At 69.7% G+C, this 20119-nt stretch carries 19 protein-coding genes and 2 pseudogenes; 6 read left to right on the top strand and 15 right to left on the bottom strand.

Annotated elements, in window-relative coordinates; all coding sequences use genetic code 11:
* Positions 1–4: 4 nt before the first annotated feature.
* The 4 genes from ACIBAG_RS14975 to ACIBAG_RS14960 are packed head-to-tail and all read right to left on the bottom strand — an operon-like array spanning position 5 to position 1570.
* Positions 5–694 (bottom strand): methyltransferase family protein, encoded by a 690-nt coding sequence (locus tag ACIBAG_RS14975; protein ID WP_399104928.1) that lies wholly within the window; start codon positions 692–694, stop codon positions 5–7.
* On the bottom strand, positions 687–968 hold the full coding sequence (locus ACIBAG_RS14970; RefSeq protein ID WP_399104926.1) for a hypothetical protein: 282 nt from the start codon (positions 966–968) through the stop codon (positions 687–689). The genes ACIBAG_RS14975 and ACIBAG_RS14970 overlap by 8 nt, the downstream gene beginning before the upstream one ends.
* Before the next feature lie 30 nt (positions 969–998).
* Entirely contained in the window at positions 999–1253 is a 255-nt protein-coding gene (locus ACIBAG_RS14965) for a DUF2933 domain-containing protein (RefSeq protein WP_399104924.1), read from the bottom strand.
* 53 nt (positions 1254–1306) lie between these two features.
* A complete protein-coding gene (locus tag ACIBAG_RS14960; RefSeq protein WP_399104922.1) occupies positions 1307–1570 on the bottom strand; it encodes an SHOCT domain-containing protein in 264 nt (87 codons plus the stop codon).
* Positions 1571–1773: 203 nt separating this feature from the next.
* Here ACIBAG_RS14960 and ACIBAG_RS14955 point away from each other — a divergent pair, with 203 nt between their 5' ends.
* The 4 genes and pseudogenes from ACIBAG_RS14955 (at position 1774) to ACIBAG_RS14940 (ending at position 6554) form a co-directional block, all read left to right on the top strand.
* Complete coding sequence (locus tag ACIBAG_RS14955) at positions 1774–4581, top strand: heavy metal translocating P-type ATPase (protein WP_399104920.1); 2808 nt, start codon at positions 1774–1776, stop codon at positions 4579–4581.
* A complete protein-coding gene (locus ACIBAG_RS14950) occupies positions 4578–4910 on the top strand; it encodes a metal-sensitive transcriptional regulator (protein ID WP_399104918.1) in 333 nt (110 codons plus the stop codon). Before ACIBAG_RS14955 ends, ACIBAG_RS14950 begins: the two co-directional genes overlap by 4 nt.
* Before the next feature lie 71 nt (positions 4911–4981).
* A pseudogene (locus tag ACIBAG_RS14945) lies at positions 4982–5338 on the top strand (Tn3 family transposase); the annotation flags it as partial.
* Positions 5339–6068: 730 nt separating this feature from the next.
* Complete coding sequence (locus ACIBAG_RS14940) at positions 6069–6554, top strand: CBS domain-containing protein (protein ID WP_399104916.1); 486 nt, start codon at positions 6069–6071, stop codon at positions 6552–6554.
* A gap of 9 nt (positions 6555–6563) precedes the next feature.
* Here ACIBAG_RS14940 and ACIBAG_RS14935 read toward each other — a convergent pair whose 3' ends face one another.
* The 11 genes from ACIBAG_RS14935 to ACIBAG_RS14885 form a co-directional block, all read right to left on the bottom strand.
* Positions 6564–6986 carry a hypothetical protein gene (locus ACIBAG_RS14935; protein WP_399104914.1) on the bottom strand — a complete coding sequence of 141 codons (423 nt, stop codon included), beginning with the start codon at positions 6984–6986 and terminating at the stop codon, positions 6564–6566.
* Between the two features lie 123 nt (positions 6987–7109).
* The gene (locus tag ACIBAG_RS14930) at positions 7110–7277 is read right to left on the bottom strand and encodes a hypothetical protein (protein WP_399104912.1); all 168 of its coding nucleotides are present in this window, start codon (positions 7275–7277) and stop codon (positions 7110–7112) included.
* A 222-nt stretch (positions 7278–7499) separates the two neighbouring features.
* Positions 7500–8804, bottom strand: a complete 1305-nt coding sequence (locus ACIBAG_RS14925) for an ArsB/NhaD family transporter (RefSeq protein ID WP_399104910.1) — start codon at positions 8802–8804, stop codon at positions 7500–7502.
* On the bottom strand, positions 8801–10030 hold the full coding sequence (locus ACIBAG_RS14920; protein WP_399104908.1) for a cation:proton antiporter: 1230 nt from the start codon (positions 10028–10030) through the stop codon (positions 8801–8803). The genes ACIBAG_RS14925 and ACIBAG_RS14920 overlap by 4 nt, the downstream gene beginning before the upstream one ends.
* Positions 10031–10212: 182 nt before the next feature.
* A complete protein-coding gene (locus tag ACIBAG_RS14915) occupies positions 10213–12768 on the bottom strand; it encodes an ATP-binding protein (protein WP_399104906.1) in 2556 nt (851 codons plus the stop codon).
* 65 nt (positions 12769–12833) lie between these two features.
* On the bottom strand, positions 12834–13517 hold the full coding sequence (locus ACIBAG_RS14910) for a response regulator (protein ID WP_399104904.1): 684 nt from the start codon (positions 13515–13517) through the stop codon (positions 12834–12836).
* A gap of 121 nt (positions 13518–13638) precedes the next feature.
* On the bottom strand, positions 13639–14250 hold the full coding sequence (gene kdpC, locus ACIBAG_RS14905; protein ID WP_399104902.1) for a potassium-transporting ATPase subunit KdpC: 612 nt from the start codon (positions 14248–14250) through the stop codon (positions 13639–13641).
* Between the two features lie 5 nt (positions 14251–14255).
* Positions 14256–16397 (bottom strand): potassium-transporting ATPase subunit KdpB, encoded by a 2142-nt coding sequence (gene kdpB, locus ACIBAG_RS14900; protein ID WP_399104900.1) that lies wholly within the window; start codon positions 16395–16397, stop codon positions 14256–14258.
* Positions 16394–18058, bottom strand: a complete 1665-nt coding sequence (kdpA, locus tag ACIBAG_RS14895; protein ID WP_399104898.1) for a potassium-transporting ATPase subunit KdpA — start codon at positions 18056–18058, stop codon at positions 16394–16396. The genes kdpB and kdpA overlap by 4 nt, the downstream gene beginning before the upstream one ends.
* Positions 18059–18061: 3 nt before the next feature.
* Positions 18062–18151, bottom strand: a complete 90-nt coding sequence (gene kdpF / locus ACIBAG_RS14890) for a K(+)-transporting ATPase subunit F (protein WP_010351568.1) — start codon at positions 18149–18151, stop codon at positions 18062–18064.
* A complete protein-coding gene (locus ACIBAG_RS14885; RefSeq protein WP_399104896.1) occupies positions 18148–18321 on the bottom strand; it encodes a hypothetical protein in 174 nt (57 codons plus the stop codon). Before ACIBAG_RS14885 ends, kdpF begins: the two co-directional genes overlap by 4 nt.
* 548 nt (positions 18322–18869) lie before the next feature.
* Between ACIBAG_RS14885 and ACIBAG_RS14880 the strand changes: the two genes are divergently transcribed.
* Both ACIBAG_RS14880 and ACIBAG_RS14875 read left to right on the top strand, forming a co-directional pair.
* Positions 18870–19238: a hypothetical protein gene (locus ACIBAG_RS14880; protein WP_399104894.1), complete on the top strand. Its 369-nt coding sequence runs from the start codon at positions 18870–18872 to the stop codon at positions 19236–19238.
* A 35-nt stretch (positions 19239–19273) separates the two neighbouring features.
* Positions 19274–20048 (top strand): annotated as a pseudogene (locus tag ACIBAG_RS14875) (APC family permease); the annotation flags it as partial.
* Positions 20049–20119: the final 71 nt, after the last annotated feature.

The raw sequence follows: 20119 nt of genomic DNA, 5'->3' as shown, positions 1-20119 counted from the left end.
CCACTCACCTCCGGGCGGCGGGCTGATGCGGCCTACGATTCCCCGGCGCCTCGTGGGCCTGGGGCGGCCGGCGGCGCAGCTTCGGCCAGAACGCGGGGGTGCGGTCGGCGTAGGCGGTCCACTGGTCGCCGAACCGGGCGGCGACTTCGCGTTCCTCGCTGCGGGCGAGGCGGGCGTAGATGTACACCAGGACCGGGAACATGATCAGGGTCGGGATGGTCGGCCACTGCAGCAGGAACCCGATCATGATGAGCAGGAAGCCGTCGTACTGCGGGTGGCGCACCCGCGCGTACGGGCCGGTGGTGGCGAGTTCGTCGTGCTGGGCGGCTTCGTACAGGTGTTTCCAGGCGGTGGCGATCAGCCAGAACCCGGTGCCGATCGCGACATAGCTGGCCAGGTGGAAGGGGCTCAGATGCGGGTCGCCCTGCCAGTTGGTCAGGTCGTTCCACAGGTGGCCGCCGGCGTGGGTGTCCTTCAACAGCGGGAACTGGGAGCCGAGCCAGCTGCCCAGCAGGTAGACGGTCAGCGGGGTGCCGTACATCTCGGTGAACAGCGCGACCAGGAAGGCGCTGTAGGCACCCATCGCCCGCCAGTCCCGCTTCGACTTGGGGTGGAAGAAGCTGGCTGCGAACACCACGAAGAGGATGGTGTTGAGGACCACGAGCGGCCACAGGCCGTATGCGGCGTCAGCCATGACGTCCTCCCGCGGCGTTGGTGGGTCGCGTGGTGGTGCGGCGCTGTCCGCGGGCGAGGGCGCTCATGCGCCGCTGGTAGGTGGCCGCGTCGATGCGCTGATGGAGGCGCAGGCCCACCAACCACCGTTCCGATTCCTCCAGCGCGGCGCGCTGTCCGCGCAGGCGGGCCAGCGGCGGGCGGCGGGGCTCGTCGGGGGTGACCAGGCGGGCGATGTCGTAGACGATGCCCGCCAGGATCAGCACCCCTGCCAGCAAGGCGATCACTGCGGCCATGGCATTCACCCCCTGCCGGGCCCGGTCCGGTCAGGGCCGACCCGGTCCGGTGTGGTGGTCGTGCTTGCGCAGCGGGTCTTCGTCCCGTTCGTCGCGGTGTTGATCGTGGCCGCCGTGCATGTCCTGGCCGTGCATGCTCCGCATCATGAAGAACATCATCAGCGGGCAGGCGGCCACGAGGGCGAGCCAGACCATGCTTTCCAGCGACGCGCCGACCATCAGGGCGCCGACCACGACGATCGCCGCGGCGAGCGCGTACATGCCGTAGTTGCGCTTGTCGTTCATCACGGGCCTCCTTCAGCGGAGGGCACAAAGGCCGCAACCAGGGCGACCGAATTTCAGGTTTTGGTGAGAGGGTCGGCGTCCAGCGTGCTCAGGCGGCGCCGGTACTCCTCCTCGTCGATCTCTCCGCGGGCGAACCGCTCACCGAGGATCTGCTGCGGTGTGGGGGCGGCGGGAGTGTGGGTGTGTTCGTGGGGCCGGTCGACGGCACGGAAGACCAGCACGAGGGCTGTGATGATCAGCGCCCAGAACGCGACCATGCCGATCGACATCCCGAACCAGCCCCACCCGCTCATGTCGTGGGCGTACCAGAACATCATCGCCACTCACCTGCTTCGGCTTATCGGCGACCGGGCGCTGGATGGGCTCCCGGGGAGTTCTTGCCTTCACCTGCATCGTCCCTCTGCCTGACGAGGTGGTCTGGGGCCGAAGGGGCCAGGATCAGTGGGCCGTTCAGCCCCTACCTGGCAGGGGTAGCCAGGCGCAGGCTGGAGAGTGACCCGCCAAGGGAGGCGAGAAGCCCATGGGTGCCGTCGATGTCGTCGTGGTCCTGGCCTCGGCCGTGCTGGTCGCTGTGCTGGGCTGGTACTTCTTCGGGCCGCGCAGGGCCGGTGCCGCCCGGCTGGAAGGCGGCGTACAGCGGGTGGAGGTCACGGTGCGGGGCGGCTACAGCCCCGACCTGATCAAGGTTCGCCAGGGCACGCCGGTGGAGCTGGTCTTCGACCGGCAGGAGGCCGGCGAGTGCACCTCCCGTGTGCTCTTCCCCGATCTCAAGGTCGGCGCGGGGCTGCCCGCCCACACCCGCACGACGGTGCGGCTGAACCCGGACCGGCCGGGTTCCTTTGGCTTCGCCTGCGGCATGAACATGATCCATGGCACGCTGCTGGTCGAACCCACAGACGGCTCAGCACCGCCCATCCCGGACGGCCGCGGCGCCACGGCCGCACCTCTTCCTGCCCCTGCTGCTTCAACCGGCGGGCCGCCACCAGGTGAGGAACGGACGGCGGCCGAGGCGGAGGCCGCGGACGCAGCCGAGCGGCAGGCAGAGATCAAGGACCTCACGCGCCGAGTGCTGACGGGCGCGGTACTCACCGCTCCGGTGCTGTTCGTCGTGATGGCCCACGAACTCTTCGGCGCGGACTGGGTTCCCGGCTGGATGCTGAACCACTGGCTGCAGCTGGCGCTGATCACGCCGGTGATGTTCTACACCGGCCGGCCGATCCATGTGACGGGCTGGCTGACCCTGCGCCACCGGGCCGCCGACATGAACTCCCTGATCACCCTCGGCACTTCGGCCGCCTACGGCTACAGCCTGCTGGTGACCCTCGCCCCCGGCCTGCTGCCGGAAGACCTGCGCGAGGTCTACTTCGAAGCCGTCGGCGTGATCTTGACCCTGATCCTTCTCGGTCGGCTGCTGGAGGCCCGCGCCAAGGCCGGCACCGGCGAGGCCATCCGCGCCCTGCTCGGTCTGCAGGCCCGCACCGCTCGGGTGGTGCGCGACGGCACCGAGTCCGAGATCCCCATCGAGGACGTCGTGGTCGGGGACGAGATCGTCATCCGGCCCGGAGAGAAGATCCCCGTCGACGCCGAGGTTCTCTCGGGCTCCTCCGCGGTCGACGAGTCGATGGTCACCGGTGAGCCGATGCCGGTGACGAAGCGCGCCGGAGACACGGTCATCGGGGCCACCGTCAACGGCACCGGGTCCCTGCGAGTTCGGGCGGACAAGGTCGGCGCGGACACGATGCTGGCCCAGATCATCCGGCTGGTGCAGCAGGCCCAGGCATCGAAGGCGCCCATCCAGCGGCTCGCGGACGCCGTCTCGGCGTACTTCGTGCCCGCGGTCATCGCCATAGCGATCGGCACCTTCGCCATCTGGTTCACCGTCGGGCCGTCGCCCGCGCTGACCCTGGCGCTGGTCTCCGCGGTGGCGGTACTGATCATCGCCTGCCCGTGCGCACTCGGACTCGCCACCCCGCTGTCGGTGATGGTCGGCACCGGCAAGGGCGCCCAGGCCGGCATCCTGATCCGCTCCGCAGAAGCCCTGGAAACCGCCCACAAGCTGGACACCGTGGTGCTGGACAAGACCGGCACCGTCACCGAGGGCAAGCCCGTCCTGACCGACGTCCGCCCCGCCGACGGCTTCGACGAGACGGAACTGCTTCGGCTGGTGGCCGCGGCCGAGACCGACAGTGAACACCCCCTCGGCCAGGCCATCGTCACCGGCGTCCGCGACCGCGGTCTGCACCTGCCCGTGGCGACCGGATTCGACTCGGTCACCGGCATGGGCGTCCAGGCCACCGTCGAGGGGCGTGCCGTCCTGGTCGGCACCGCCCACCTCCTCGGCAACGTAGGCATCGACACCACCGCCCTGGCCCCCGTCGCAGCCAATCTGTCGGCCGAGGGCAAGACCCCCGTGCTCGCGGCCGTCGACGGACGTCCCGCAGGCGTCCTGGCCGTCGCCGACACCGTCAAGGACGACTCCGCCGCCGCCATCGCCGCCCTCAAGCACCTCGGCATCGAGGTCGTCATCATCACCGGCGACAACGCCCGCACCGCAGCCGCGATCGCCGCCCAGGTGGGCGTGGACCGGGTGCTGGCCGAGGTGCTGCCCGAGCACAAGGCCGACGAGATCCGCCGCCTGCAGGGCGAGGGCCGCACCGTCGGCATGGTCGGCGACGGCATCAACGACGCTCCCGCCCTGGCCGCCGCCGACGTCGGCCTGGCCATAGGGACCGGCACCGACGTGGCCATCGAGGCCGCCGACATCACCCTGATCTCCGGCTCGCTGAGCGGAGTCGTCACCGCGATCAGGCTGTCGCGGGCCACGATGCGCAACATCCGGCAGAACCTGTTCTTCGCCCTGGTCTACAACGCCGTCGGCGTCCCCCTCGCCGCAGGTGCCCTGTACCCGCTGTGGGGCCTGCGACTGAGCCCTGTCGTCGCAGCCGCGGCCATGGCGCTCAGCTCGCTGTCGGTCGTCACCAACGCCTCCCGCCTGCGCCGCCGGCACCCCCAGCCGCTGCCCGAAGCCCAGCCCGCCCACAGCCGACCCCGGGTCGAGACCGCCGCCGACCGAGCCCCGTCCGACAGCACGCCCGCCACACAGGGTCATGGGCACCACCACCCCGCATCCCAGGGAGGCGGCAACGCGGTCACGGACCCGGTGTGCGGCATGCAGGTGGACAGGACCACCGCCGCCGAACACCGGCAGAGCGAGCACGGCACCTACTACTTCTGCTCCGCCCACTGCGCCGCCATGTTCGACGGCGACCCGGACCGCTACGCGGCCCCCACGCCGGGCAGTGCACACGAGGGAGGCGAACCCCGATGACCACCGCTCCGGCCGCCCCTCGCCACGCTCATGGGCAGCACACGCAGGCACCCGGCTACGCCGATCACAAGGCCGACCACCTGGCCCGCCTGAGCAAGATCGAAGGCCAGATCCGCGGCATCTCCCGCATGGTCACCGACGACCGCTACTGCATCGACGTCCTCACCCAGATCAGCGCCGCGAGCCGCGCCCTGCAGGAAGTCGCTCTCGGCCTCCTCGACGACCACGTACGCGGCTGCGTCACCGACGCCGCCCGCACTGATGCCGCCCAAGCCGAGGAGAAGTTCGCCGAACTCGGCGACACATTGCGCCGCGCACTGCGTTCGTAGCCACCGTCGCGCTGGGCGCTCGCGTCCTCACCACTCCGGCGGCCCGGTTACCCCCACGGGGTGCATTGAGGCGGGACGGCCTCGCCCGCGCGATCTGCCACGGCGGCCGGGGCCAGATCCGCCAGGCGTACCGCGACGGCCAGGAGGACCAGCTCGCCGCGCTCGGCCTGGTCCTCAACGCCGTCGTGCTGTGGAACACCCGCTACCTCGACGCTGCCGTCGCCCAGCTACACGCCGAGGGCCACGAGATCCGGGACGAGGACGTTGCGCGGCTCTCCCCGCACAAGGACCGGCACATCAACTTCCCAAGCGGAGAGCGCGAGTTCGATTCTCGTCACCCGCTCCAGAGAGAAACCCCAGGTCAGCGGCCTGGGGTTCGTTGCTTGTCTAGACCATTTCGGGGGCACTGTGCCCTCCGTGTGCCCTAAGTCGCGTGAATGTGCCCACCGGAGGGGTGGTGGAGGGTGCACTCTGATGGCGCGTCACCCAATCGTCTCGAACGGCGAGACGCATTTTCTGTGACCTGAGCCACTTACGGGCGTCGGGGTGGTGAAGTCGCATACGCAAAGCGGCCGTTCGCGTGGATGCTGGCGGGGCTCCTGCCGACGTGCGGACCAGACGGGGGCCGACCTTGGAGACGAGGGCACGGATCGGTCCACCGTCGGCAGGGCGCCGATGCGGCAGGACAGTGCGCGGATGCCCGGCCGCGCCGGGGTGGTAGGCGCGGTATGGGCAGTGGCTGGCCGAGTCGCTGGAGCAGGTAGTGCCGGGCGAGGCCCTGGTGCGGCTGCTGGTTCCTCCGGCTGTGGTGGTCGCGACCGTGGCCATGGCTGACCCGGCCGACGGTGCCGCCAGCCGCCCTCGTGCTGGGCACATGGTGGCACCAAGTGGGCGGGGGCCGGACGAGCTCGCGGAACGGATGGCTCGGGTCGCCTGCCGCCCGGCGCGTGGGACCGGCCGCCCACGTCCTGAACGGCTCCGCCTCCTGCCGCTGGACGAGGCGCGTGGTGAGATCGTCGCGCAGGTGAGGCGGGCTCTGGCCGCGTCGCCCGGGGATGCCGCATAGGTTGCGTATGTTTCCGTTCGATGACCTGGCGCGCGGGGCAGGAGCCGTACGACGCTGGGCTCAGGGACGTATCTGCAGATGAGGAGCCGACCGTGCGCGCACGTGATCTGGCGGTGGAATACGAGTCGGTGAGTGTCGACAGCGCTGCCCTGGACGCGGCCCGGCTGATGGCCGAGCACAAGCTGCCCGGGCTGCTCGTCCTCGATGAGCTCGGTGAGCCGAAGGCCATCCTGCCCGCCTCGCAGATGATCAAGGTGCTGGTCCCCGCCTATGTCGTCGAGGACCCCACGCTCGCCGCGGTGGTCGACGAGCAGCACGCCGACCGGCTGTGTCAGGCGCTGGCCGGCCGCAGCGTCGGCGAGTGCCTGCCCAGCACCGTGGCTGCGCCGCCGATCGCCGACCCGGACGACACCGCGCTCGAGGTCGCCGCGCTGATGGCGCAGGTGCGCAGCCCGCTGGTGGCGGTCGCCAAGAGGGACAAGGCCGGCACCCATCTGCTCGGGGTCATCACCGCCTCGCACCTGCTGCATGAACTCCTGGGGAAGACTGGCACGTTGAGCGGCAAGCCGGGTGCCTGACCCACTCGGTCAGCGGTCTAGAACCGGCCCCGCAGTGTCCAGCGCCGCCCCGACATGGTCGGCCAGGCTCACGGCGACCAGGCGCGTCTGCAAGGGCGGCACCACCGCGCCGGGCTCCGGTTGCAGCATGAAGCGACCGAGGTAACGGCCGCCCACCGCGGCGCGCAGTTCGATCTCCTCGCCGGGCCAGCCGTCCTTGTCCAGATCCCAGTGGGCCCGGCCGACGATCAGCGAGCCGTCCTGTTCCAGGCGGGGGTGCCGACCTAGCAGCGTGCCGTGCTCGAAGCGGCAGCCGCGCAGGCCCAGGATCTCGACGAGCTGATGACGTACCTGGTCCACCACGTCGTAGGAAGAGGCTCCGGCCTGGACCAGACAGGCGGTTTCGTGGATGCGTGCAAGGTGTGCCGCGTCGGTGACGGTGACCAGCTTCAAGGTGCGGGCGTGTGCGGCGAGTTGGGAGACCGCTACGCCCACCGCGAGCAGCAGGAGCGTGGTGACGATGTCGTCTCCGTCGGAAATGGTGAAGTGCTGGTACGGGCGAGTGAGGAAGCTGCATCAGATTGCGGCTGCGCCGCGGGCGAACCACGCCGCCGCCGACAGCGCGGCCAGCACTCCGGCGGTGCGGCTGCCCAGGGTGGCGACCGCCACGACGACCACGACCAGGATGAGCGCCAGGTTCGCCGACGACACATGCGGGTGGATCGGTACCAGGGCGAGCGCCACCAGAGCGGGGCGAGCAGGGCCGAGACCAGGGCGATCCGGTCGCGCGGCACGTTCGGCATGGTCCACCACCTCACGGGAGCGGTGAGCGGCCTTTTGTCCGAGAGGCCGCCCGTACAGGTGTCGACGCGGTGGTCGACAGGGCCAGAATCCCGCTGCCGCACCCGCTCTGCCACCTCCGTTGCGCCGTCTTGATGTGTTCCTGATGCCGGATGGCGTCGGACCTCAGGCGAGGGCGAAGTAGCGCAGCCACAGGTACAGCGCGCTGACGGCGACCGTGACGACCATGACGACGAGGCCGTACTTGGTGAACTGCCAGAAGGAGATGGGCTGCCGGGCTCGTTCGGCGATGCCGAGGACCACAACGTTGGCGCTGGCGCCGATCGCCGTGGCGTTGCCTCCGAGGTCGGCACCGAGGGTCAGGGCCCACCACAGCACGTGGTGGCCGTCGGCCGCGCCGCCCAGGTCCTTTACCAGGTCGGCGGTGATGGGCGCCATGGTGGCCACGTACGGGATGTTGTCCACGATGCCGGAGAGCACGGCCGAACCCCCCAGCAGGGTGAAGGTGGCGCCCAGTTCGTTTCCGCCGGTGGCGTCCGCCAGGGCGCGGGACAGGTCGCCGATGACGCCGGTCTCGATGAGCGCGCCGACCATCACGAAAAGGCCGGCGAAGAAGGCGAGGGTGGGCCACTCCACCTCGCCCAGGACCTGCCGGGTCTCGGCCTTGGAGATGGCAATGAGCAGGCCGGCGCCGAGCAGGGCGACGACGCTGGGTTCGTAGTGCAGCACCGGGTGCAGGACGAATCCGGCGACGACCAGCGTCAGAACGGCCAGCCCCTGCCACAGCAGACGGTGGTCGCGGATGGCCTCCTTCTCCTCCAGCGCCATGACCTCCGCCGCACGTTTCTCGTCGTACACGAACGCCGAGCGGAACAGCACCCGGCACAGCACCAGCAGCACCGCCGTCAGTACGACGGCCAGCGGGGCCAGATGGATGAGGAAGTCGTTGAAGGTCAGTCCGGCCCGGCTGGCGATGATGATGTTGGGCGGGTCGCCGACGAGGGTGGCGGTTCCGCCGATGTTGGAGGCGAGCACTTCGGCGATCAGGAACGGCGCGGAAGCCAGGCCGAGACGTTCGCACACCAGGAGGGTGACCGGGGCGATCAGCAGCACCGTGGTGACGTTGTCCAGCAGCGCGGACGCGACGGCCGTGATGACGATGAGCATGGCCATCACCCGGAAGGGCCGGCCCCGGGCCCGCTTGACCGACCAGATGGCCAGGTACTCGAACAGGCCGGTCTGGCGCAGCACGCCGACGATGGCCATCATTCCGAGCAGCAGGAAGATGACGTTCCAGTCGATGCCGGTGTGCTCGGAGTAGAACGCCGCCTTGTCGTCGGTGGCGCTGATCGCGAGCATGGCCGCCGCGCCGCCGAGGGCCGCGGCCGTGCGGTGGACGCGTTCGCTGATGACCAGTACGTACGCGCCGACGAATACGGCCACGGCCGCCCAGCTGTGCCAGTCGCTCATACGGCGGTCTTTCTCTCCGGTCCGGGCTGAAGGGGTTCTTGGTCGTCCTCGTCGTCGGGGATGCCGACCAGGTCCTCGACGTCGAACATGCGGGCGATGGGTACGTCAGTACTGGAGTGCGCCATGATCGAGAAGGCGATGCACACCGCGATCAGCGTGTACGCCTGCTCGGCCTGCGGGATGCCGGACTGCAGCACCAGCAGCCCGTACACGACCGAGGCGAAGCCCTTCGGGCCGAACCATGCCGCCGTCAGCTTCTCGCGCCGCTCGAACCGCGTGCCGGTCATCGAGATCAGCAGCGAGGCCGGACGGATCAGCACGATCGCCAGCACCACCGCCACGTATCCCTGCCACGGCAGGTCCGCGAACAACCGCGGGGTCAGCAGCGCCCCGAAAACGAGCAGCGCGGCGAACTTCGCCAGCTCGGCCAGTGCCTCGCCCAGCGGTTCGAACGCCTGCTTCGCCTCCGGCGAGACGGCGGCGAGCACGGCGCCGGCGGAGAACGCGGCCAGGTAGGGGTTGGCGTGGGTGAGGTGGCACAGGCCGTACAGGATGATCCCGGTGGCCAGCGGGAGGAGGGGCTGCAGCTTGGGCTCCGCGCCCAGCAGCCGGAACCGTACGAGGCCGTTGACGAACAGCGGGAGCAGCACGCCGAAGGCCAGGCCCAGGGCGATCCGGCCGATCGACGCCTCGTGGCCGGCGGCCGTGGGGCCCGCGGCTGCGATCAGGAGCAGGACGACGGGCAGGGCCAGGCCGTCGTTGATGCCGCTCTCGACGTTGAGCAGCTCGCGCAGCTTGGCCGGGACCTCCTTGCGGCCCACGATCGCCGAGGCGAACACCGGGTCGGTGGGTGCCAGCACCGCGCCCACCAGGAACGAGGTCGTCCAGTCCAGGCCGACCAGGTAGTGCGTAATCAGGGCCATGAACACGAACGCCAGCGGCATGCCCAGGCCCAACGCGCGAGCCGGGTTGCGCCAGTTGGCGCGCAGCTTGGCGAAGGCCACGTGCTGGCCGTCGGTGAACAGCACCGCGAACAGTGCCAGATCCGCGGTGACCGCCACGATCTCGCTGTCCGGCGTGATGTGGATCAGCCCGAGGAAGCCGTCGCTGACCAGCGCCCCGCCGACGAGGAAGAGGAGGGAGGTGGACAGCACGGTGCGGGCGGCGAGCCCGGACAGCAGCACCGCGATCAGCAGTGCCACCCCGAAGACAGCAACGAGTACCACCGGCAACGCCCCCGATCGGAAAAGAGATCACACCTCTGTTCGCCGACCAGGCTTCCCGGCACACCGGTGGGAACCCTACCTGCTCTTGATGCGTCTTTGACAGAACGCTTACGCGCACCGTCGGGGCGTGCTCATTGCCGGAGCCCGGCAATGAGCGGACCCGGCGAATCCCGACCGCAGGGCTACGTCATGGTCGTCGTCGACAGGTCGGCCGCCGGGGCGGGCGCGTGGCTGGGGGCCGCCGGGAGGGTGAGGACCATGGTGAGGCCGCCGCCGGGAGTGTCCTCGGCGGTGAGGGTGCCGCCCATCGCCTCCGCGAAGCCGCGCGCGACCGCCAGCCCGAGACCGACTCCGTCGCCGCGGGGTGCGTCACCGTAGCGCTGGAAGGGTTCGAAGATGCGGGCCTTGGCCTCGTCCGGGACGCCCGGTCCGCGGTCGACGATGCGCACTTCCACCCGGCCGGCGTGGGCGCTGGCCTTCACCACGACCGGCTCGCCGTCGGGGCTGTACTTCACAGCGTTCTCGACGACGTTGGCGACGGAGCGCTCCAGGAGGCCCTTGTCGACGGCGACCATCGGCAGGGTTTCCGGGATGTCCAGGACGACGGCCGCCTCGGGGTCGGGGATGCCGACGAGTGCCATGGGGACCACCTCGTCGACGTCGACCTCACGGATGAGCGGAGCGACCGTGCCGGTCTGCAGACGGGACATGTCGAGGAGGTTGCCCACGAGGTGGTCGAGGCGGTCGGCGCCCTCCTCGATCGCGGCGAGCAGCTCGGCCTGGTCCTCCTCCGACCATTCGACGTCGTCCGAACGCAGCGACGAGACCGACGCCTTGATGCCGGCCAGGGGCGTGCGCAGGTCGTGGCTGACCGCGGCGAGCAGGGCGGTGCGGATGCGGTTGCCCTCGGCCAGTTCCTTGGCCTGGTCGGCTTCGGACTGCAGGCGCTGGCGGTCCAGGACGACGGCGGCCTGGGCGGCGAAGGCGGCCAGTACCCGGCGGTCCTCGGCGGGCAGCACGCGGCCGGTCATGGCGAGCGCCATGTGGTCCCCGACCGGCATGTCCACATCCGCGTCCTCCGGCCGCTCCACCGGCCGCCCGGTACCGGCCCGGCCGGCGCAGGTCCACGGGTCCACGTCGCTCTCCCGCTCCAGCAGCGCCACGGATTCCATCCCGAAGGTCTCGCGGACCCGTTCCAGCAGTTCCTCCAGACCGGTCTCTCCGCGCAGCACGTTGCCCGCAAGGAAGGACAGGATCTCCGACTCGGCCCGCAGGCGGGCCGCCTGGTGGGTGCGGCGGGCGGCGAGGTCCACGACGGAGGCTACCGAGACGGCCACGGCGACGAAGACCGCGATGGCGACGATGTTCTTCGGGTCCGCGATCGTCCAGGTGTGAACGGGCGGGGTGAAGTACCAGTTGAGGAGCGCGGACCCGAAGGCCGCCGAGGCGAGTGCCGGGTAGAGCCCGCCGAGCAGGGCCGCCGCCACCGTCAGGGTCAGGAACAGCAGCATGTCGTTGGCGAGGCCGAGGTCCGTGCTGATGTTGGTGAGCAGCAGCGTCAGCAACACCGGGCCGGCCACGCCCATGAGCCAGCCCCAGATGATGCGGGAGCGGCCGAGGCGCGCTCCCCGGGCCACGGGCAGTCCGCGTCCCTTGCCCGCCTCGTCATGGGTGATCAGGTGGACGTCGAGGTCGGGGCCCGAGTCGCGGGCGACCGTGGCGCCGACACCGGGCCCGAAGACGTACTGCCAGCTCTTGCGCCGCGAGACGCCGAGGACGATCTGGGTGGCGTTGACCCCGCGCGCGAAGTCGAGCAGCGCCACCGGTATGTCGTCGCCGACCACGTGGTGGAAAGTGCCGCCGAGATCCTCGACCAGGGTGCGCTGGACGGCCAGTTCCTTCGGGGAGGCGGAGGTCAGGCCGTCGCTGCGGGCTATGTAGACGGCCAGGACCTCGCCGCCGGCGCCCTTCTCCGCCAGGCGGGCGGCACGCCGGATCAGTGTCCGCCCCTCCGGGCCGCCGGTCAGGCCGACCACGATCCGCTCGCGCGAGCCCCAGATCGTCGATACCTGGTGCTCGCCCCGGTACTGGTTCAGGTATTCGTCGACCCGGTCGGCCACCCAGAGCAGGGCAAGTTCGCGCAGGGCGGTGAGGTTTCCGGGCCGGAAGTAGTTCGACAGCGCCGCGTCGACCTTGTCCGGCTTGTAGATGTTGCCGTGCGCCATGCGGCGGCGCAGCGCCTGCGGCGACATGTCGACCAGCTCCACCTGGTCGGCGCGGCGCACCACCTCGTCGGGGACGGTCTCCTGCTGGCGTATGCCGGTGATCGACTCGACGACGTCGCCCAGGGACTCCAGGTGCTGGATGTTCACGGTCGAGATCACGTCGATCCCGGCGTCCAGCAGTTCCTCCACGTCCTGCCAGCGCTTGGTGTTGCGGGAGCCGGGGATGTTGGTGTGGGCGAGTTCGTCGACGAGTGCGACCTGGGGGCGGCGGGCGAGGACGGCGTCGACGTCCATTTCCGTGAAGACGCTGCCGCGGTATTCCAGATCCTTGCGTGGGATCTGTTCCAGGCCGTGCAGCATCACCTCGGTGCGCGGCCGGTGGTGGTGCTCGACGAAGGCGACCACGCAGTCGGTGCCGCGCTCGATGCGGCGGTGTGCCTCGGACAGCATCGCGTAGGTCTTGCCGACGCCCGGTGCCGCGCCGAGGTAGATCCGAAGTTTGCCGCGTCCCATGGTCTCGTCTCTGCGTTCGTTGCCGGCGGTCGGCGTGGGCGATGGGTGGAGGCCCGGAAAACCAGTCAGGGCTCGAAGCGGTATCCCATGCCGGGCTCGGTGATCAGGTAGCGCGGGTGTGCCGGGTCGGTTTCGAGTTTGCGCCTCAGCTGGGCCATGTACACCCGAAGGTAGTTGCTCTTGCTGCCGTACGAGGCCCCCCAGACCTCCTGCAGCAGCTGCTTCTGCGTGATCAAGCGGCCCGGGTTGCAGACCAGGATCTCCAGCAGGTGCCACTCGGTGGGGGTGAGCCGGATGTCGCGGCCGTCCCGGGCGGCCTTCTTGGCCAGCAGGTCGATGGTGAAGTCGTCCGTCTTCACCAGGGTTGTCTCGGGGGCGAGCGGGGCCTCCTCGGTACGGCGGACCGCGGCCCGCAGCCGCGCCATCAGTTCGTCCATGCTGAACGGTTTGGTGATGTAGTCGTCGGCGCCCGCGTCGAGTGCGGCGACCTTCTCCTCGGAGGCGCGGCGGGCGGACAGGACGAGGATGGGCGTGCGGGTCCAGCCGCGCAGCGCCTTGATCACGTCGACGCCGTCCATGTCGGGCAGACCGAGGTCGAGTACGACCACGTCGGGCTGGCGCGCGGCGGCGAGCCGGAGGGCCGTGGTGCCGTCGGGCGCCGCGTCGACGCCGTACTTCCGGGCCTGCATGTTGATCACGAGGGCTCGTACGAGTTGTGGATCGTCCTCCACCACCAGCACCCGGGTCATCGGTGTGCGGCCTTCCTGTCTTCGGTGGACGGGGATGGGTGCGCGGGTCGGCGGCGGGAGCCGACGGGTCCGGGGATCCCGGTCCGTCGGCTCCCGGCCGCTGTCCTTGCGCGTAAGGCCATCAGTTCTTGGCCAGTTCCTTCAGCGCGATGTTGAGTTCGAGGACGTTGACGCGCGGCTGGTCGAGGAAGCCGAGCGTGCGGCCGTGGGTGTGGTCCTTCACGAGCTTTTCCACCTGGGCGGCGGTCAGGCCGTTGGCCTCGGCGACCCGCTTGACCTGGACCTCCGCGTACTCCTCGGAGATGTCCGGGTCGATCGCGGAGGCGGAGCCGGTGACCGCGTCCTTGGGCACCTCAGATTCGGGTACGCCGTTGAACTCGGCGACCTGCTTCTTGGCCGCCTCGATGTTCTTGACCAGGGTCGGGTCGCTGGCGCCGAGCTGGCTGGAGCCGGTCGTGAGCGGGTCGTAGCCGCTGTTGGAGGGGCGTCCCTGGAACCACTTCGGGTCCGGCTTGTCGGTGCCGGGCAGGTTCCAGCTCTGGCCGATCAGCGATGAGCCGACCTCCTTGCCGTCGACCTTCACCATCGACCCGTTGGCCTTGTCGTTGAAGGCGAGCTGGCCGATGCCGGTGACGACCAGCGGGTAGACGATGCCGGTCACCACGGTGAGGACGAGCAGCATGCGCAGCGCCGCCCACAGCATCCGCGCGTTGTTCACTACAGAGGTGTTCATGTCCTTCACCCGATCCCGGGGATCAACGAGATGAGCAGGTCGATGAGCTTGATGCCGATGAACGGGGCGATCAGGCCGCCGAGTCCGTAGATGCCGAGGTTGCGGCGCAGCATCTTGTCGGCGCTCATGGGCCGGTACTGCACGCCGCGCAGGGCGAGCGGGACCAGCGCGATGATGATCAGCGCGTTGAAGATGACCGCGGACAGGATCGCCGACTCCGCCGAGGCCAGGCCCATGATGTTGAGCTTGTCCAGCGACGGGTAGGCGACGGCGAACATCGCCGGGATGATCGCGAAGTACTTCGCGACGTCGTTGGCGATGGAGAACGTCGTCAACGCGCCCCGGGTGATGAGGAGTTGCTTGCCGATCTCGACGATCTCGATCAGCTTGGTCGGGTTCGAGTCGAGGTCGACCATGTTGCCGGCCTCCTTGGCGGCCGACGTACCGGTGTTCATCGCCACGCCGACGTCGGCCTGCGCGAGTGCGGGCGCGTCGTTCGTACCGTCACCGGTCATCGCGACCAGCTTGCCGCCGGCCTGCTCCCGCTTGATCAGCGCCATCTTGTCCTCGGGAGTCGCCTCCGCGAGGAAGTCGTCGACCCCGGCCTCGTCCGCGATCGCCTTGGCGGTCAGCGGGTTGTCGCCTGTGATCATGACGGTCTTGATGCCCATGCGGCGCAGTTCCTCGAACCGCTCCCGCATGCCCTCCTTGACGACGTCCTTGAGGTGGATGACACCGAGGACTCGAGCGCCCTGGTCGTCCTGGACGGCGACGAGGAGGGGGGTGCCGCCCGCCTCGGAGATCTTGTTGGCGATCTCGTCGGCGTCGTCGGCGACCGTGCCGCCCTGCTCCTGCACCCAGGCGATGACCGAACCGGCCGCGCCCTTGCGGACCTTCCGGCCGTCGACGTCCACACCCGACATGCGGGTCTGGGCGGTGAAGGCGATCCACTCGGCGTGGGCCAGCTCGCCCTGGTGCCGCTCCCGCAGCCCGTACTTCTCCTTCGCCAGTACGACGATGGAGCGGCCCTCCGGGGTCTCGTCGGCCAGCGACGACAGCTGGGCGGCGTCCGCGACCTCGGCCTCGGTGGTGCCGCTCACCGGCACGAACTCCGCCGCCTGGCGGTTGCCGAGCGTGATGGTGCCGGTCTTGTCGAGCAGCAGCGTCGAGACGTCGCCGGCGGCCTCGACCGCGCGGCCCGACATGGCGAGCACGTTGCGCTGGACGAGCCGGTCCATGCCCGCGATACCGATCGCGGAGAGCAGCGCGCCGATCGTCGTCGGGATCAGGCACACCAGCAGCGCGGTGAGCACGATCAGCGAGGTCTGGGCGTCGGCGCCCGCGTAGATCGCGAACGGCTTCAGGGTGACGGTCGCGAGCAGGAAGATGATCGTGAGCGAGGCGAGGAGGATGTTGAGGGCGATCTCGTTCGGCGTCTTCTGCCGGGCCGCGCCCTCGACGAGGTTGATCATCCGGTCGATGAAGGTCTCGCCCGGCTTCGTCGTGATCTTGATGACGATGCGGTCGGAGAGGACCTTCGTGCCACCGGTGACCGCGGACCGGTCGCCGCCGGACTCGCGGATGACCGGAGCCGACTCACCTGTGATCGCCGACTCGTCGACGGACGCGACACCCTCGACGACGTCACCGTCGCCGGGAATGATGTCGCCCGCCTCACAGACGACCAGGTCGCCGACCTTCAGTTCGGTGCCCGGAACCTGCTCCTCCGAGCCGTCCTTGAGCAGCCGGCGCGCGACAGTGTCGGTCTTGGCCTTGCGCAGCGTGTCGGCCTGCGCCTTGCCGCGGCCCTCGGCGACGGCTTCGGCCAGGTTGGCGAAGACGACGGTGAGCCACAGCCAGGCGGCGATGACCCAGCCGAACCAGTCGCCCGGTTCCTTGACGGCCAGCACGGTGGTGACGACCGAGCCGATGAGCACGACGAACATCACGGGCGACTTGACCATCACCCGCGGATCGAGCTTGCGCACGGCGTCCGGCATGGACTTGAGGAGCTGCTTGGGGTCGAACAGGCCCGCGCCGACCCGGCCTTCGGGAGCCTTGTGTCCGGTCGGTACGTCCTGGTGCGGTGCCCGGGTCGGGGTAACCGTGGACATCGGGTCCTCTTGCTTGTCGATACGAGTGGTCATGCCGCCAGCCCTTCGGCCAGCGGACCCAGCGCGAGCGCCGGGAAGAACGTCAGACCGGTGATGATCACGATGGCGCCGACCAGCAGACCGGTGAACAGCGGCTTCTCGGTGCGCAGGGTGCCTGCCGTCTCCGGGATGGGCTTCTGCTCGGCGAGCGAGCCCGCGAGAGCCAGCACGAACACCATGGGCAGGAAGCGGCCCAGTGCCATGCACAGGCCCAGCATCGTGTTGTGGTACTCGGTGTTCGCGGCGAACCCGGCGAACGCCGAGCCGTTGTTGTTGCTGGCCGAGGTGTAGGCGTACAGCACCTCGGAGAAGCCGTGCGCCCCGACGTTCGTCATCGACGACTCGCCCTTGCCCAGCGCCATCGCCAGCGCGGTACCGATCAGCACCAGTGCCGGGGTGACGAGGATGTAGCAGGCGGCGAGCTTGATCTCGCGGGTGCCGATCTTCTTGCCCAGGTACTCGGGCGTACGGCCCACCATCAGACCGGCGATGAACACGGCGATGATCGCCATGATCAGCATGCCGTACAAGCCGGAACCGACACCGCCGGGCGCGATCTCGCCGAGCATCATGCCCAGCAGCAGCACCCCACCCGACAGGCCACTGAAGGAGTCGTGGAAGGAGTTGACCGAGCCGGTCGAGGTCATCGTCGTGGAGACCGCGAACAGGGAGGACGGGCCCTCGCCGAAGCGCTGTTCCTTGCCCTCCATCGCACCGCCCGCGAGCTGCGAGGCGGTGCCCGGGTGGGCGTACTCGATCCAGGTCACCGTGACCACGCCGAGGAACCAGATGATCCCCATGGCGGCGAGAATGGCGTAGCCCTGACGGACGTTGCCGACCATCTTGCCGAAGGTGCGCGGCAGCGAGAACGGGATCACCAGCAGCAGGAAGATCTCCAGCAGGTTGGTGAAGCCGTTGGGGTTCTCGAAGGGGTGCGCGCTGTTGGCGTTGAAGAAGCCGCCGCCGTTGGTGCCCAGGTCCTTGATGGCCTCCTGGGACGCGACCGCGCCGGGGCTGATGGCCTGCTTGTCGCCGGTCAGCGTGGTGATGGTGTGGATGTCACCGAAGTTCTGGATGGCACCGGCCGCGATCAGCAGCACGGCCGCGACCACGGAGATCGGCAGCAGGATGCGGACGATGCCGCGCACCAGGTCCGCCCAGAAGTTGCCCAGATCCCCGGTGCGGGAGCGGGCGAAGCCGCGAACCAGCGCCACCGCGACCGCCATGCCGACGGCGGCGGAGACGAAGTTCTGCACGGCGAGCCCGGCGGTCTGGGTGACGTGGCTCATGGCCGCCTCACCCGAGTACGACTGCCAGTTGGTGTTCGACACGAACGACACGGCCGTGTTGAACGCCTGGTCCGGGGTGATCGGCTTGAAGCCGAGCGACAGCGGCAGCTTGTCCTGCACCCGCTGCAGCAGGTACAGGAACAGCACGCCGACCGCCGAGAAGACCAGTACACCGCGCAGGTAGGCGGGCCAGCGCATCTCGGCGTCCGGGTTGGCGCCCACCGAGCGGTAGATCCACCGCTCGACGCGCAGGTGCTTCTTGGAGGAGTAGACGGCGGCCATGTAGTCGCCGAGGGGACGGTGCACCAGAGCGAGTGCGCCGACCAGCGCGGTCACCAGGAGCACGTCAGCAAGTACGGGGCCCACGTCTCAGAACCTCTCCGGGAAGATCAGGGCGAGGACGAGGTAACCGAGCAGGGCGACGGCCACGATCAGGCCGACGACGTTCTCGACGGTCACAGCTTCGCCACCCCTTTGGCGGCGAGAGCCACGAGCGCGAACACCGCGATCGTGACGACAACGAAGGCCACGTCGGCCATCGCAAGCTCCTGGGTGAGGTTCGGGTAAGAACGGACCCGTACAGAGAACCGGCTCGGTGGCCGGGTCCGGCCGTCCTTAACGGAACCCATACGGCGACCCGTCCGCCTTTGACGCACCTCATACGGCCATCGCCGACGGCCGGCCGCAGCACCGCCCGGATGACGCCCGCGACAGGAGGACCTCCGCCCTGCGATCCAGGGTCGTCAAAGACGGATCGCCGATGCGTTAGCGTCGCGTCAAGAACCGCGGCCGGCCGTCCTCACAGGCTTACGGTCGGCCCGTGGGACGCCGTACCGACGTATCGACGGGCACGGATCCGGCGGCATCAAGGGCCGGCCCGGCCCGCCCTCGCGGCCGGCCCGAAGCCCGCTGCACGACCGTCACTGGGCGAGCGAGCTGCGCAGTGCGATCAGGTGCGCCCGAGCGCTCCTCGCCCTGCTTCCGCTGGTGGACACGGCGGCCGGGACACTCACTGCCCCCCCGCGCCGCGCTGTGGAGCGGGCTCGCGCTGCTGCTCTTCCTCGTCCTGTTCCCGCCACGGGTCACGGCAGGAGAAGGCCGGCTGGCGGTACGGGGACCATGGCGCAGCCACCGGGTGCGCGCGGACCGCCTGGTCTCGGTGCGCACGACGGGAGGTGTGGGCCAAAGCCTGGTCCTGCGAGACGCCTTGGGCGGCCGAGTCCAGCTCGAACCGCGCATCCTGATCGCCAACCCGTCGCTCTGGCTCCGCCTCGACACCGATGCCCAGCTCGCGCAGACCAGCGGCTCCCTGCACGAGGGCCGGGCAGCACTGGATCACTTGTCCGCACGTGTCGACCGCGAGACCGCCCTGGCGATCTTCAAGGTCTCCGGCATGGAGGACTGGACCGGCGCCCGCTTTTCCGAGTCTTTTGCTCCGTTTGTACGCATCTCGCGAAATCCCGACGGCTTCTTAACGCCCGATCGGCGGACCGGCCACCCCTCACCGCACCCCCTCCCCGCCTACCCTCGCGCACGTGCAACGTGACGGGGATTCTGAAGCGGCTGGTGATCGGCCGGGCCATGCGCAGCGAGGAGATGCACGAGACGCTGCTGCCCAAGCGCCTCGCGTTGCCGATCTTCGCCTCCGACCCGCTGTCGTCGGTGGCCTACGCGCCCCAGGAGATCCTGCTCGTCCTCACGGTCGGCGGGCTGGCCTACCTCCACTTCACCCCGTGGATCGCGGCGGCGGTGGTGCTGCTGGCGGTCGTCGTCCTCTCCTACCGGCAGGTGGTGCAGGCGTATCCGAGCGGCGGCGGCTCCTACGAGGTCGTCTCCACCAACCTCGGCCCGTCGTCCGGACTGGTGGTGGCCGCCTCCCTCCTCGTCGACTACGTCATGACGGTCGCCGTCTCGGTCGCCTCCGGCGTCGACAACATCATCTCCGCCGTCCCGAACTGGCCGACTACCGCGTCGTCATGGCCCTCGGGTTCGTCGCGCTGCTGACCGCCATGAACCCGCGCGGCGTGCGCGAGTCGGGGCGGGCCTTCGCCACACCGACGTACCTGTTCATCGGCGGCGTCCTGATCATGATCGCCACCGGTCTCTTCCGCTACCTGGTCGGGGACGCGCCGGTCGCCGAGTCAGCGAGTACGGCATCGCCGCCGAACCCCACGAGACAAACCTGACCGGCCTGGCCCTGGTGATGCTCACCCTGCGCGCCTTCTCCCAGGGCTGCACCACGCTTACGGGTGTCGAGGCCATCTCCAACGGAGTGCCGGCCTTCCGCAAGCCCAAGCCGAAGAACGCCACCACCATGGCCGTCATGGGCGCCATCTCGATCACCATGTTCGCCGGCGACGGCCTTCTCGTACGGCGTTCGCAGGCGCCCTTCGCCCCAGTCGCCGCTGGACAGCAGGATGTCGGCGG

The sequence above is a fragment of the Streptomyces sp. NPDC051243 genome (assembly GCF_044455405.1).
In the GTDB taxonomy this organism is placed as follows: domain Bacteria; phylum Actinomycetota; class Actinomycetes; order Streptomycetales; family Streptomycetaceae; genus Streptomyces.
Note: the sequence above shows the minus strand (reverse complement) of the source record. Positions and strands in the feature narration are given on the sequence as shown.